At 61.6% G+C, this 13930-nt stretch carries 12 protein-coding genes; 10 read left to right on the top strand and 2 right to left on the bottom strand.

Annotation, left to right across the window (positions count from 1 at the left end; translation table 11 throughout):
- The first annotated feature begins 1 nt into the window (after position 1).
- The 6 genes from INT12_RS17625 (at position 2) to INT12_RS17600 (ending at position 8517) form a co-directional block, all read left to right on the top strand.
- Entirely contained in the window at positions 2-1000 is a 999-nt protein-coding gene (locus INT12_RS17625; RefSeq protein WP_046486060.1) for an acyl-CoA dehydrogenase, read from the top strand.
- Positions 997-1755, top strand: coding sequence for a PIG-L deacetylase family protein (locus tag INT12_RS17620; RefSeq protein ID WP_017846399.1), 759 nt, complete (start codon positions 997-999; stop codon positions 1753-1755). Before INT12_RS17625 ends, INT12_RS17620 begins: the two co-directional genes overlap by 4 nt.
- Positions 1752-2351, top strand: a complete 600-nt coding sequence (locus INT12_RS17615) for an SAM-dependent methyltransferase (protein ID WP_046383600.1) — start codon at positions 1752-1754, stop codon at positions 2349-2351. Before INT12_RS17620 ends, INT12_RS17615 begins: the two co-directional genes overlap by 4 nt.
- Before the next feature lie 203 nt (positions 2352-2554).
- Entirely contained in the window at positions 2555-3316 is a 762-nt protein-coding gene (locus INT12_RS17610; protein WP_017846401.1) for a PIG-L deacetylase family protein, read from the top strand.
- Positions 3317-3560: 244 nt separating this feature from the next.
- The gene (locus INT12_RS17605) at positions 3561-6119 is read left to right on the top strand and encodes an autotransporter outer membrane beta-barrel domain-containing protein (protein ID WP_193040350.1); all 2559 of its coding nucleotides are present in this window, start codon (positions 3561-3563) and stop codon (positions 6117-6119) included.
- Between the two features lie 241 nt (positions 6120-6360).
- Positions 6361-8517, top strand: a complete 2157-nt coding sequence (locus tag INT12_RS17600; RefSeq protein ID WP_193040351.1) for a TonB-dependent siderophore receptor — start codon at positions 6361-6363, stop codon at positions 8515-8517.
- A 104-nt stretch (positions 8518-8621) separates the two neighbouring features.
- Here INT12_RS17600 and INT12_RS17595 read toward each other — a convergent pair whose 3' ends face one another.
- A complete protein-coding gene (locus tag INT12_RS17595) occupies positions 8622-9347 on the bottom strand; it encodes a hypothetical protein (protein WP_193058948.1) in 726 nt (241 codons plus the stop codon).
- A 129-nt stretch (positions 9348-9476) separates the two neighbouring features.
- Between INT12_RS17595 and INT12_RS17590 the strand changes: the two genes are divergently transcribed.
- The 4 genes from INT12_RS17590 (at position 9477) to INT12_RS17575 (ending at position 12746) form a co-directional block, all read left to right on the top strand.
- Positions 9477-10097, top strand: a complete 621-nt coding sequence (locus INT12_RS17590; protein WP_046486052.1) for a LysE family translocator — start codon at positions 9477-9479, stop codon at positions 10095-10097.
- Between the two features lie 225 nt (positions 10098-10322).
- A complete protein-coding gene (locus INT12_RS17585; protein ID WP_193041188.1) occupies positions 10323-11789 on the top strand; it encodes a DUF726 domain-containing protein in 1467 nt (488 codons plus the stop codon).
- A gap of 364 nt (positions 11790-12153) precedes the next feature.
- Positions 12154-12366 carry a hypothetical protein gene (locus tag INT12_RS17580; RefSeq protein ID WP_046486048.1) on the top strand — a complete coding sequence of 71 codons (213 nt, stop codon included), beginning with the start codon at positions 12154-12156 and terminating at the stop codon, positions 12364-12366.
- The gene (locus INT12_RS17575) at positions 12363-12746 is read left to right on the top strand and encodes a hypothetical protein (protein ID WP_046486046.1); all 384 of its coding nucleotides are present in this window, start codon (positions 12363-12365) and stop codon (positions 12744-12746) included. The genes INT12_RS17580 and INT12_RS17575 overlap by 4 nt, the downstream gene beginning before the upstream one ends.
- Before the next feature lie 224 nt (positions 12747-12970).
- On the opposite strand, the gene INT12_RS17570 is transcribed toward INT12_RS17575, so the two are convergent.
- The gene (locus INT12_RS17570) at positions 12971-13864 is read right to left on the bottom strand and encodes a LysR family transcriptional regulator (RefSeq protein ID WP_017846409.1); all 894 of its coding nucleotides are present in this window, start codon (positions 13862-13864) and stop codon (positions 12971-12973) included.
- Positions 13865-13930 lie beyond the last annotated feature (66 nt).

Genomic DNA, 13930 nt, shown 5'->3' with positions numbered 1-13930 from the left:
CATGGGCCTGCATGGATTCCTTCAAGGCTACCAAGGCTATGCGGACACGCAGGCCCTGGGCGCGGCCTTGAAGGCGCTGCAGGCCGAGGGGCTGGACCGCCTGCCGCTCCCCGGCAGCGGCCAGACCCTCGAACGGTTCAGCCGCTTGGCCCAGGTCGCCGGACACGACCTGCGCTTGTGCAAGTTGTTCGAAGGTCACACCGATGCCTTGGCGATCATTGCCGAGCTGCGCAGCCCCTTGCCGCCGGAGGGCAGCCTCTGGGGCATGTGGGCGGCAGAACCGCCGACGGCCAGGGTGCGGGCGCGGCGCAACGGCCATCGTCTGGTGCTGCAGGGGCGTAAAGCCTGGTGTTCGGGGGCGGCGGTGGTCAGCCATGGGTTGTTGACCGCCTGGGACGAGGAGGATCGCCAGCAATTGGTCGCAGTGGAGATGGGCCAGCCCGGCATCTGCGTGACCGATGAGGGGTGGCAGGCGGTAGGCATGGCGGCCACCGGCAGTGTCGACGTCCTGTTCGAGGCGGCCAGCGGGATTGCCATCGGCAGGCCCGGCGACTACCTCGCCCGCCCCGGCTTCTGGCAAGGCGCCGTCGGTATCGCAGCGTGCTGGTATGGCGCGGCGCAACGCCTGGCTGAAGTGCTGCGCGAGCAGTGCAACAGGCGTGCGGAACCGCATGCCCTGGCCCACCTCGGCGCGGTCGACAGCGCCTTGAACAGTGCCGCCTGCGTGTTGCGCGCCAGTGCGCGGCAGATCGACCGCGCCCCGCTGGCCGATGCCAGGCAACTGGCCCAACAGGTACGCGCGTCTCTCGAAGACACGGTTGAACAGGTCATGCGCCACGTCGGTCGCGCCGCCGGTGCGGGGCCTTTTTGCAAAGATCCGCACTTTGCCCAACTGATGGCGGACCTGCCGGTGTATGTACGTCAAAGCCATGCCGAGCGTGACCTGGCCGCCCTCGGTGAACAGGTTGCCGCCGAGCCACCTGGGAGGTGGCAGTTATGAAAGCCAATCCGATCGTGGGCCAGGGCACGTCGCTGCATCAGTGGCAGACCTCGTCCCACATGGCCGAACTGGCGCCGATCAGCGTCGAACAGTTGGTGCCCGAAGGGCATCGCGCAGTGATCATCGCACCGCACCCGGACGATGAAGTGCTGGGCTGCGGCGGCCTGTTGCAAGGCTTGGCCGCACTGGGTCGGGCGATCCAGTTGATCTCTGTCACCGATGGCAGCGCCAGTCACCCCGGTTCGCGGCGCTGGTCGGTGGAGCGCCTCAGCGTGGTGCGCCCGCAGGAGTCGGCCCAGGCCTTGCACCGCCTCGGCTTGCCGCTGCACCGGTTGAAGTGGCTGCGCGCCGGGTTTACCGACAGCCAGGTCGCCGCCCGCGAAGCGCAGTTGGCCGCGTTTATTGAGCGCCACCTCAAACCCAGGGACGTGGTGTTCACCACCTGGCGCGAAGACGGCCACTGCGACCATGAAGCCGTCGGCCGCGCCAGCGCCAGTGCCGCACTGGCGGTCGGCGCGACCCTGTACGAGTTGCCCGTGTGGACCTGGCACTGGGCAACCCCGGAAGACAGCCAGGTACCGTGGCATCGCGCGCGCAAACTCCCGCTGAGTTGCCAAGTCGTCGCGCGCAAGCGCCATGCCATCCACGCGTTCGCCAGCCAATTGGAGGGCGATCCGCAGATCGGCTTGCCGCCGGTGCTGGCACCGTATGTCGTCGAGCGTTTGCTGCAGCCTTTTGAAGTGGTGTTTGTATGAGCGTGGCGACACCGTATTTTGATCGGCTGTTCGCCGACAACGATGACCCCTGGGCCTTCCGTCAACGCTGGTACGAGCGGCGCAAGCGCGCGCTGACCTTGGCGCTGTTGACCCGCCCGCGTTACGCCGCGATTTTTGAGCCCGGCTGCGCCAATGGTGAACTGAGCGTCGAACTGGCGCCGCGTTGTGACCGCCTGGTGTGCTGCGATACCGCGGCCGCGGCAGTGGCCCTGGCCAAGACACGTCTGATGGGATTTCCCCATGCCCAGGTGCAGCAGAGTCGCCTGCCCGCACAGTGGCCTGACGGCCGCTTCGACCTGATCGTCCTGAGCGAGCTGTGTTACTACCTCGACGCCGATGACCTCACCCGCCTGATCGACTGCGCCCTCGCCGCGCTGAGCGACGACGGTCAACTGCTGGCCTGTCACTGGCGCGCGCCGATCGACGGCTGCCCGCAAACCGCCGCCCAAGTGCATGCGCTGCTCGAGCAACGGCTGGCCATGCCGTGTGTTGCGCGGCACCACGACAGTGACTTCCTGCTCGACCTCTGGAGCCGCGACGGTACGTCGGTCGCCACCCATGAGGGCCTGCGTTGAGCGGCCTGAGACGGGGCCGTTAAAAAAAATCGAAGTTACAAGATGTGAAAGCAGCGAATCCTTGTCTATGCTGAGGACGCCTTGCCGGCAATCCAGGATTGAAATGCCGAGCAATCGCTGCAGCGGAGCCTGCGGCGACTAAAAAGAGCGTCGTCCCGTCCACGGGCTACGACCCAGCATCAATTGACAAGGACGTGCCCGCCATGAAACCCGCCTCCCTCAGCGAAAGCCGCCGCGGCCCAGCGCAGATCTGGAACAGTGCCCCGCAGTTGGCGCAAATCCCCGCCATTCACCCTCACTCGCTGGTGCCTGCGGGTGCGCGGGTGGTCATCATCGCGCCCCACCCCGGCGATGAAGTGTTGGCCTGTGGCGGTTTGCTGCAACGGCTGAGCACCCTCGAACACCCGATGCTATTGATTTCCATCACCGACGGCAGCGCCAGCCACCCCGGCTCGAATGTCTGGCCGGCGAGGCGCTTGAGCGTGGTGCGGCCCCAGGAAAGCGTCGAAGCGCTGCGCCGGCTGGGCATGCCGCTGCACAGCCTGAAGTGGATTCGCGGCGGCTTTCGCGATGACGCGCTGGCCGCCAGCGAACACCCCATGAGCCAACTCATCGCCCGATATCTACAGCCCGGCGATGTGGTCTTCAGCACCTGGCGCAACGACGGCAACGCCGACCACGACGCCGTCGGCCGTGCCAGCGCCAAGGCATGCAGCCTGGTCGGGGCACGTCTGTATGAGCTGCCGATCTGGGCCTGGCATTGGACGGCGCGCGAAGGTTCGATGATCCCCTGGCAGCGTGCGCGCAAGGTGCGCCTCGACACCTGGAGCGTGGCGCGCAAGCTGCATGCGGCCCATGCCTATGCCAGTCAACTGGCCGGAGACCCGGAGATCGGGCTCGCGCCGATGCTCGCCCAGGTGTTGCTGGAGCGGATGCGCGAGCCCTATGAGATCGTGTTCGTCTAGAAGCCCACTCGTCTATACCTGTTATTTCTGACAGTGGCGGCCCGTTTGATGTGCGACTAAGGTGCAAAAAACCTGCACTGCTTAAGGCGCAGTCGAGAAAGCCATGCCAACCCTTTGCATTGGCCGATGTTTTCAGAATCGGGTAACCGGTACTCCCTGATCCGTATCGTTCGTTGTTGCCATGGTCCGAACGCACCTGCTTGTCCAGGTGCCGGGAGATGTTCCCTTCGAACGAGGACGGGTCATGCGCGCACCAACACCTTCTTTGTGGTACCTGGGCATCAGCTCAATCATCGCCGTGACGGCGTGGCCGCTCCCCTCTTATGGCGCATGCACGATCAACAACAGCGCCGGCGACGACATCTCCACCTGCGACAGTGCCTCGGCACCGGGGTTTACCGACACCGGTGGCAACAACGCCCTGAATATCAGTGGCAGCGGCGCCATCAACGGCAATGTCACCTTTGGTGCGGGTAACGACCTGGTGGACGTGAACGGGCCGACGGCGGCGCTCAACGGTGCGCTGAACCAAGGCGACGGCGCGAATATTTTCCGCCTCAACCTGGGCACCGTCACTGGCTCGGTCGCCCAAGGCGCAGGCGCGGATGTGGTGCAGATCACCGGCGGGCAAGCGGGTGCAATAAGCCAAGGCGGCGGCATCGACAGCTTTGCCATGAGCGGCGGCACCATCGCTTCCCTGGCCCAGGGCGATGGCCTGGACACCTTCAACATGAGCGGCGGGGTCATCACCGGGGCGTTTGAAGATGGCGACCAAGCCACGATGAGAAGCGGCACCATTGGCCGGGTCGATATGAAGCTCGATAACAACGTGTTCGACATGCAAGGCGGCACCATCCTGGGCAATCTGGTCACCGGGTTCGGCAATGACCATATTCTCGTCTCGGGCACCAGTTACATCGGCGGCAACATCAGCACCAGCGGCGGCGATGACTTGATTGAAGTCAGCGGCGGCACGGTCAACGGGCAAATCCTCGCCAGTTTCGGCAAGGACCAGTTGATCTGGCGCGATGGCGGCAAGGTCAACGGCTTGATCGTCATGGGCGCCGACGACGACACCGCGCTGCTGAAAAACCTCAACGAAACGTCGCTGTCCTCCAACCCCTTGGTGGATGGTGGCCTGGGTAACGACACGCTCACATTCGACAATACGCAGACCGACGTCCCCGCACGCTATACCGGCTGGGAACAGGTGCTGCTGGATAACGGCTCGGACCTCAAGCTGGGCGGTGCCTTCGTGCTGGGCGACAGCGCAACCGGCAGCGGCATCATGAGCCTCGACGGCTCGAGCAAATTGACTGTCACCAACGGTTCGATCGACCCCTTTACCGCCGGCCAATCCGTCACCTTGAACAACGGCGGCCTGATCGACATGACCATCGGCAGTACCAGCGCCACCGACACGCTGACAGTGAACGGGAACTACAACGGCAACGCTGGCCGACTCGCCCTGCAAAGCGTCTTGGGCAGCGACGGCTCACCCAGCGATTTGCTGGTGATCGGCACGGGCCAGATCAGCGGCACCACCGCTATCAGCGTGACCAATCTCGCCGGGCCGGGGGCCGAAACCGTGCAGGACGGCATCCAGGTGGTCCGCGCAATCAACGGCGCCAGCGGCGTCGGCACCCAGTTCACCCTGGCAAACCGGGTTTCCGCAGGCGCCTTCGACTACTACCTGTTCAAAGGGGGCGACAACGCGGGCACGGGCGAAAACTACTACCTGCGCTCTTCAGTGCCGGTGGCGCCGCTGCCGGGCCCGGTGACGCCGCTCCCCGAACCGGTGGTGGGCACCCCTGAACTGCCGACCAATCCGGGCCTCACGCCGATCCCGATCTATCGCCCGGAAGTACCGATCTACGCGGTGTTGTTTCCTGCCGCGCAACAAATCGTACAGGCCATGCTGGGCACCTATCACGAACGCATGGGCGATCAGCGCCAACAACAGCAGACCGGTGCGTTTCCTGCCGGTTGGGGGCGTGTGTATGGCAACAGCAGCCGCCAGAGCTTTGCCGGCACGGTGAGCCCGACGCTGGACAGTTCGATGTCCGCCTTCCAGATCGGTACCGACGTGTACGCGAGCGCTACCGCCAACGGCGCGGTGCAGCGAGTCGGCTTCTTCGTCGGCCACAGTCGCTTGAAAGGTGACGTGAAAGGCTTCAACGGCGGCTGGCAAGACAAGGCCGCTGGCAACACCACCTTGCGCGGTGACAGCCTGGGCGTTTACTGGACACTGATCGGCGCCAACCAGGCCTACCTCGATCTGGTGCTGATGGGCACCCGTTTCGATGGCAATAACGAATCGGACCGTGGGGTGAAGATGAAAACCCGCGGGCATAACGTCGCCGCATCCGTCGAGGTCGGCAGGCCGTTCCAGATGACCGCCGATTGGGTGGTTGAACCGCAGGCTCAATTGATCCTGAGCCGAACCAAACTGGACAGTCAGAACGATGGCATCTCCGACGTGGCCTACAACGCCGACACCAACGTCACCACGCGCCTGGGCATACGCCTGCGCGGCGACTATCAGGTTCGTGGCCTGCCGTTGCAGCCCTACGCGCGGGCCAATATCTGGCACACCGCCGCCGGGCAGAACACGGTCACCTTTAACCGTGTGACAGACATCGACACCGAACAGAAATCCACCACCCTGGGCCTGAGTCTGGGCGCCACGCTGGAGGTGGCCAAGGGCGTCAGCCTGTACAGCGAAGTCGGCTATAACCGCAACCTGGACAGCCAGATGCTCAACGGCCGACAAGGCACCGTGGGCCTGCGAATGGAATTCTGACAGCGACTTTTTTCGCGGTGCCGTCGATTTGAGCGCCAGCCCATTGGCGCCCGCGAGCCCACGCAGCGGCGGATGATTTCGCGCTGGGAAGGTGATCTGTCCCCCCGACAGATGTGAAAAAGTTGTTAAGCAATTCTCCCCCAAGTCTTTTTTGCGCGGATCCAATCTGCCACACTTACGCGAATAATTATCAATACGTTTATTATTCGCCATGGATGGCGCTCGGGGGAGGCTCAGATTCATGTCCGTTCAACAACCTGTCGGTACGCGTTTTTCACCCAGCCTATTGGCATTGGCCATTTGCCTCAGCGGCACCCAGACAACGCTGGCGGCCGATACCGAAAAGGCAGCGGCACCGCTTGAACTGGGCGCCACCGAGATCAGCGGCCAGGCACTCGGCGAGACCACCGAAGGCACCCAGTCCTACACCACCGGTGCTATGGCCACAGCCACCAAATTGCCGCTGACCATGCGCGAGACCCCGCAGGCCGTGACCGTGATCACCCGCCAGCGCATGGACGACCAGGCCATGACCAGCGTCAACGATGTGGTCAAGAACACCCCCGGCCTGTTCCTCAGCCAGTCCAGCGGCCCCGGCCGGCAGACCTACAGCTCGCGCGGCTTCGACATCGACAACATGATGTTCGATGGTCTACCCAGCGCCTACTCGGGCTACACCAACAGCATGCAGCCCAACCTGGCGATGTTCGACCGGGTCGAAGTGATCCGCGGCGCGACCGGCCTGGTCACCGGCGCCGGCAACCCTTCGGCGGCGATCAACTTCGTGCGCAAGCGCCCCACCGCTACGCCGCAGGTGTCGATCACCGGCGCGGCCGGCAGTTGGGATGACTATCGCATGGAGCTCGATGCTTCCAGCGCCTTGAACGACAGCGGCACCCTGCGCGGCCGCGTCGTCGGCTCGTACCGCGACGCCAACAGCTTCCGCGACAACGAAACCAGCGACCACGGCCTGTTCTACGCGATCAGCGAAGCCGACCTCAGCGAAGACACCACTGCCACCCTCGGTTTCTCCCGGCAGGAAGACCAGACCAACTTCTTCTGGGGCGGCCTGCCCATCGGCACCGACGGCCATCACCTGAACCTGCCCCGCTCCACCAACCCCGGCAGCGACTGGGAAAACAAGGAGCTGACGATCAACACCGTATTCGGCGACGTCCAGCACCGCTTCGACAATGGCTGGAAACTCAACGTCGCCGGCTCCGCGTCGCAGCTGGACGGCGTGTTCACCGGCAGTTACCAATCGCGCTACCAGACCGAGCTGGCGCGCACCGCCTACCAGTCGCATCAGGACGACAAACAGTACGCCTTCGACACCTTCGCCAGCGGCCCGGTCGACGCCTTCGGCCGCACCCACGAAGTGGTGGTCGGCACCAGCAAACGCATCTACGACGCCACCTCCAAGGAATACAGCCCTTACGACACCAATTACCCGCTCAACGGCGCCAAACCCGACTTCCAGCGCAACGGCAAAACCCACACCCTCACCACCCAGGACGGCGTCTACCTGACCACGCGCCTCAACCTGGCCGACCCGCTCAAGGTGATCCTCGGCGCACGCTTGGACTGGTACGACTATGACGATCGCCAAAGCCAGGACGGCGACTACAAAGTCACCCGCAACCTGACGCGCTACGCCGGGGTGATCTACGACCTCGACGAGCACCACTCGGTCTACGCCAGCTACACCGACATCTTCAACCCGCAAAGCAGCAAGGACCTCTCGGGCAAGGTGCTGGAACCGATCGTGGGCGAAAACTACGAAGTCGGCATCAAGGGCGAATATTTCAACGGTGCGCTCAACGCCAGCCTGGCGGTGTTCCAGATCGACCAGAAAAACCGCGCCACCACCGCCGCCACCCAGGCCGGTTGCCCGGTGCTCACCTGTTACGCAGCCGCCGGCCTGGTGCGCAGCCAGGGCATCGACCTGGAACTGCAAGGCGCCCTCACCGAAAACTGGCAAGTCGGCGGCGGCTTCACCTACACCCGCGCGCATTTCATCAAGGACAGCGACCCGGCCAATGACAACCAGCGCTTCAGCTCCGATACACCGGAGCGCCTGTTCAAACTCACCACGTCCTACCGCTTCCAGGGCCCGCTGGAAAAACTGCGCATCGGTGGCAACGTCTACTGGCAGAGCCGCATGTACAACGACATCGCCCTCACCAACGGCAGCTATCGCCTGGAGCAAGGCAGCTACGCGGTGGCGGACGTGATGGCCGGTTACCAAGTGAACCAGCACCTGGACCTGCAAGTGAACGCCAACAACATCTTCGACCGCACCTACTACTCGGCGATCGGCAACAGCACGATCTGGGGCTCCAACGACACCTACGGCAACCCGCGCAGCTTTGGGGTGACGGCGAAGTACAGTTTCTGACGCTGATGAGGCCGCTCGGGTAGCCGTTCTCGATCTTCAGGCAGGCGCAAAAGACGCACGAACGCGGGTTTCATCCGTGCGTTGAGAGTGGCGCGCAAGCCCCATCAGTAGAGCGATGCAAGCCCCTGCGCGCCGCGACGCTCAAACATCGCTGTTTCCGTCTCGCGCGTGGCCAGTTCGCCTTTGTACTCCAACTGGCTGAAAAAAAAGCCGTCGGCATACTCCTGAGGAGGCACCGAGCCTGGTTTGTTGAACAATGGCACCAGGTCAATCGTGGCGGCGAAGTTCTCCTTGGTCAGGCTGTAGCGGCCCAGGTAGTTCCCGGACCACGGCGAATCAGCATCGACCATATCGATAGATGCATCGCGGAACGTAATGGCGGCGGCTTTCAGATCCTTGGATTGATTAAGCAGCAGGGTCAGCCGCTGAGTCTGCGAACTGCTGAGCTGACCGGCTTCATTGAGCACCTTCAACGCGCCATCGGCCTCCACCGTAAAGCCGTATTTCGTGCCGGCCAAATCCGGATAAGTCGCCGCGAGCGTTGACTGGAATGTCTTGAACGTGACGTTCAGCACGCTTTGCGCGCCTTTGGCGATCTCGATGATCCGAGGAAGCGCCCGTGATGCGGAGCGGCCGACCCACGTATCGATAGCCTCCAGCGACTGCATTGGTTCAGCGTCTGCGCTGGGATGGTAGACAGCCGCCGGGCCGGCGCTGGCCACGGCGTCCTTCGCGAGGTCCGTCAGAGGCTTGGCCACGAGTATCTGGTCGGCAGGCGTAAGGTGGGTATTGGCGGGCGGGATATAGGTAGAACTGAGGGTAAGTACCATTTCATCGGTCCATGATTGAGTGGTTCACAGCGGTTATCGACGTCAAGGGGGCAAACTTTAGGACATGGATTGTCTTCCCCCCTCAAGCCCCTTTATCCTCGACCCTCCCCGCCAGAACCCGGAACCGCCATGGACCTCACCACCCTTGCCCTCTTCCTACCTGCCTGCTTCGCCCTGAACATGGCACCCGGTCCCAACAACCTGCTGTCCGTCAGCAACGCCACGCGCTACGGCTACCGCACCGCCTGCCTCGCCGGCATCGGCCGCCTGCTCGCCTTCGCCGGGATGATCGCCCTCGCCTCCGCCGGGTTGGCGGTGGTGCTGCAAACGTCGGAGTTGTTGTTCTACGCGATCAAGATCGTCGGTGCGGCGTATCTGTTCTATCTGGCGTTGCAACTGTGGCGGGCCGATCCGCAGGCGCAGGACGAATCGATTACGGCCAAGGTAGGAATATGGGAGTTGGCGCGTCAGGAGTTTCTGGTAGCGGCGGGCAACCCGAAAGCCATCCTGATCTTCACCGCCTTCCTCCCACAGTTCGTGGTGCCCGGCCAGCCCATCACCCCACAGTTCGCCCTGCTCGGCGCACTGTTCCTGGTGCTGGAATGGATCGCCATCAGCCTCTACGCCTATATGGGCCTGCACATGCGCCGCTGGTTCGCCGAGCCACGGGGCAAGCGGTTGTTCAATCGCTGCTGCGCGGGGTTGTTGTCTGCGGCGGCGACGGTGTTGCTGATGGCGCGGCGGGCTTGAATGGCGTTCTCAAGGCGGCGGGATACGCGCGGTGATGCCTATCGGCCTCATGGGTTGCTCTTCAAACACCAACACCGCGTTTTCGGGACGAATAAGCAGCAAGCCACGTTCAGGCCCTACTGAGTCGAGGTCCAGCCCCGCGCCTTTGTGCCTAAACATCCGTTTACAACAGCAATAGCCAAATGCCACCATTCGCTCATCTACGATTTGCTACAAGGACGTCGCGTGAGCCACAACTTCAAGTTCTTGACCCTGCCCCACCGCTCCGGCGAGGTCGCCAACATCTTTATCCACGGCTACTCAGCCGGCCACGATATAGAAGACCGGTGCGCGCTGAGCAAATGTATCCCGTCATCCCTCCACGAGTGCATCAACATCTTTGCGTTCTGGCCTTCCGGTCATTGGAGCCAGTTCGATAAGTTATCCAGCAGTAGCGTGGCGGCAATGGCTCGGTTAAACATCTTCGCGGGTACCGCGGCAGCAGTGGCCGATCGCGCCGTCCACTTCAACACCAGCCGCAAGCGCGCCACCGCCATGGGCAAGACACTGCTCTCGCAACTTGAGAGCTACCTGCTCAAACATCACCCCTACGTGTCGAGGGTCAATCTGGTCGGGCACTCGCTCGGCGGGCGGGTCGTCGTGAGTGCGCTACTCGATCTGCTCGACAGGCCAACTGATCACGATCTTGAAATTGGCGATGTGTTGTTGATGGCGGCGGCTGCCGAATTGTCGGGAGACGAGGCTCGAGCCATCCGCAAGCGCACAAACTGCAGGCTGTACAATGCTTACTCAAAAGATGACGACGTTCTGCGATTGAATATGGGCGAAAGCAGCGCGGGTCGCCAGCCAATCGGTAACTGCAAAAACGTTCGGATGGAGTCCTTCGGTCATACAGACTATTGGCCGCGTCTGGAGCAAGTACTCAGGGCATCAGGCTTCCATGGCTACAAAAGTGGCCTGCCGGCGTTGAATCAGCCCCAACTGATCATCAAGAATCCCGATCCGGTCGTGACCGACCATTTCATTTATGACCTGCTCGAACTGACCAGCGATCGAATCCGCAATCAAGTCGCCAAGCACCTGCGTAGCAGCAGTTGGACGACCCTTGAGACCGACCATTCACTGTATCTGCTGACCAAGGAATTCCAACTACTGGGCGGCCACTGCTTGGCCAACCTGGCGCGTAGACGCGGTCTCAAGTATCTACAGATCCTGCTCATGCTGACAGAACACTACGACTTGGTAGACGAGTTGCACGATTGTGCTCGGGTGATTGAGATGGAGGGGTTGCTCATCAGCAAATGCTTCCACTCTTCTTTCGGTGAGGGTCATGTACTCGCGTCAAAACAGGACATTGTCCAGCATTTGGAGGTCATGTCCGAGAAAGCTTACTTTGAGCAGGTCGATGCGTTGGCGGCAAGCCTGACCGTTACGTCTTACTTCTCGACCCCTAGCGCACCTGCCCCTGTGTATCGCAAGGCGCACTCAACGCTGACCAGTAAGAACAAGGAGTTAACGCTGGCATCTGCAACGCGACTGCCCTCCCTCACTCATCTGGTTTCGACCGAGCGCATCAAGGCGGCGGTTACGAACCTGAAAAGTGCAGTCAAGCCCGGCTACTCGGCCTTGATTCCCGCGGTTGCGATTCTCTTCTATGCGCGCTTGAAGCTGAATAACGAAGGGCTGCTCTAACCCTAGCGTGCTCAATGGCTGTGCCTCGCCCTCGACACCTCAAACTGTTATTTGAGTACCGCGAAGTGCAGATCATTAATCATTGAGAGGATTGGGAATGACTGGCAGGGATGCCTTAAAACTAAAGAATGATGGGCGACAGCCGACAACCTGAGCGTGCGAAGGGGGATTTTAGAAGCCCAACCAAGTATCAGACAAGCAAAGTACGCAGGATCGCGATGGGATTTCAAACTGGAAGATCAGAAACTCACGCGACAAACATGGATGCTCAATCGACGATTTCCGGATCATTCCGGGGTACGGCCTTTAGTGCAGACCCGACAAACATATTCTAAAAACCAACACAACCCACATAAGGCCGCACATGATTATTGTCGTAATAGCCGGAATTATTTTAGCCGTCGTTATGTTCAAGCTATTGCTTCCACTTTTAGGGGAAATGGTAGGCGTGATAATCGGCGGGCTGCTGCTACTTGGCGCAATCGCTTTGTGCGTAGCTTTTCCACCGATCATTATTCTTTTTTTGATCATCGGGTTCATTATTGCCGGCAATAAAAAAACGAAGGACAAGCAATGAGCGTAACGACAGAGAAAGAACTAGCCGACGCGGTAAACCGCAATGAAGACACCATCGTGATTGAAGGCGATCTTGCAAAAAAAACCATTCGGATAAAGGCTACCGGCACGGTTGCATGGGCTGTAGCCATTGGTTCTATATGCATAGTCTTTTATGGCGTCATAGCCACCGTCGGTACGGGTGGTGTTGCCACACCGGTTGCTGGCTTCGCAGCGGTTGCCGGGTCAGGCGGAGCCCTCAGCGTTCTAGGGGCTGCAGCAACTTCGGCGGCTATTTCCATGGCCGTTTCGGTGAGAAGCCTTAGCGTGTTAAAAAAGTTAAGAGGCAACTATAAGATAGTGAGTGAGTCGGACAACAAAGTCACGCTTAAGCGCAGCTAAAACAGTGCTTCGCGGTTGGCCCCGGCATTTCACCCAGAACGACCACTTCCGAGCCAATAAGTTTATTGCTCGGCGGTCGAATACAATTCATGTTCGGTACTTCGCCAGCTGCTGCGCAGCATTCTCTTAGCACTCGAATGAGTTTTGATTCGAGTGTTGGTCACTATTTGCTTAATGCAAACAGCATCGCGCGAGTATCCGCAAGGATCAGCTAACGCCAGCACCTACATCCGATGCTGTTCCAGCAGGAAGTCCACGAACAACCGCACCCGCGCCGGCATTGCCGAGCCACCCACGAACACCGCATGAATCGGTTCCTCGTCGCCGGGGTTCCAGGCTTCCAGCAGCGGTATCAGATCGCCACGCTGCAGGTCCTCGCTCACGCTGAATTCGCCGATACGCGCAATGCCGGCACCTACTCGCGCGAGTTGGGCCAGCGCTTCGCCACTGCTGCATTCGATGTTGCCGCTGACCTTCAGGGAAAACGCTTTTCCGTCGCGGATGAATGGCCAGTTGGGTTCGGCACGTCGGAAGTTGAAGCGTAGGCAGTTGTGCCGCAGTAGATCCTCCGGTTCCAGGGGGATGCCGTGGCGCTGCAGATACGCGGGCGATGCCACCACTACCTGGCCGGTGGCGCCGATCCTGCGCGCGGTCAGCGGGCTGTCGGGCAGATAACCAAAGCGTACCGCCACGTCGGCCTGGCCGCCGAGAATGTCGACCACTTCGTCGCCGAGGGTGAGGTCGACGACGATGTTCGGGTAGCGTGCGCTGAATGCCGCCACCAAGGGCACGATGGCCAGCCGCCCATGACCAAGCGCGGCGCTGACGCGCAATCGCCCCCTTGGGACGCCCTGGTCGGCGATGGCTTCTTCGACCTCGGCCATGTCGGCCAGGATGCGCCGGGCGCCGCGCAGGAACGCCTCGCCCTCGGCGGTGAAGGTGAGCGATCGGGTGGTGCGCAACAGCAGCCGAGTGCCAAGACGCTGTTCAGTACGGGCGATAATCCGACTGACCGCCGAGGGTGTCAGCCCCAATGTCCGCGCGGCGGCCGACAGGCTGCCTTCCTGCGCCACGCTGACGAACACGCCCATTTCACCCGATCTGCCGTTGAAGTCCATTTGTGCCCCTTACGCAAAGGTGATTGCCAAAAATGCTATCTACCGCCTGAAAAGGCTGAATCGTAG

The organism is Pseudomonas sp. K8 (assembly GCF_014889455.1).
Lineage (GTDB): Bacteria > Pseudomonadota > Gammaproteobacteria > Pseudomonadales > Pseudomonadaceae > Aquipseudomonas > Aquipseudomonas veronii.
The sequence above is the reverse complement of the archived record's forward strand: the minus strand, read 5'-3'. Positions and strand labels throughout refer to the sequence as shown.

Coding starts and splice junctions, on each gene's coding strand:
- INT12_RS17625 (WP_046486060.1), top strand. CDS start 2: ATGGGCCTGCATGGATTCCTTCAAGGCTACCAAGGCTATGCGGACACG.
- INT12_RS17620 (WP_017846399.1), top strand. CDS start 997: ATGAAAGCCAATCCGATCGTGGGCCAGGGCACGTCGCTGCATCAGTGG.
- INT12_RS17615 (WP_046383600.1), top strand. CDS start 1,752: ATGAGCGTGGCGACACCGTATTTTGATCGGCTGTTCGCCGACAACGAT.
- INT12_RS17610 (WP_017846401.1), top strand. CDS start 2,555: ATGAAACCCGCCTCCCTCAGCGAAAGCCGCCGCGGCCCAGCGCAGATC.
- INT12_RS17605 (WP_193040350.1), top strand. CDS start 3,561: ATGCGCGCACCAACACCTTCTTTGTGGTACCTGGGCATCAGCTCAATC.
- INT12_RS17600 (WP_193040351.1), top strand. CDS start 6,361: ATGTCCGTTCAACAACCTGTCGGTACGCGTTTTTCACCCAGCCTATTG.
- INT12_RS17595 (WP_193058948.1), bottom strand. CDS start 9,347: ATGGTACTTACCCTCAGTTCTACCTATATCCCGCCCGCCAATACCCAC.
- INT12_RS17590 (WP_046486052.1), top strand. CDS start 9,477: ATGGACCTCACCACCCTTGCCCTCTTCCTACCTGCCTGCTTCGCCCTG.
- INT12_RS17580 (WP_046486048.1), top strand. CDS start 12,154: ATGATTATTGTCGTAATAGCCGGAATTATTTTAGCCGTCGTTATGTTC.
- INT12_RS17575 (WP_046486046.1), top strand. CDS start 12,363: ATGAGCGTAACGACAGAGAAAGAACTAGCCGACGCGGTAAACCGCAAT.
- INT12_RS17570 (WP_017846409.1), bottom strand. CDS start 13,864: ATGGACTTCAACGGCAGATCGGGTGAAATGGGCGTGTTCGTCAGCGTG.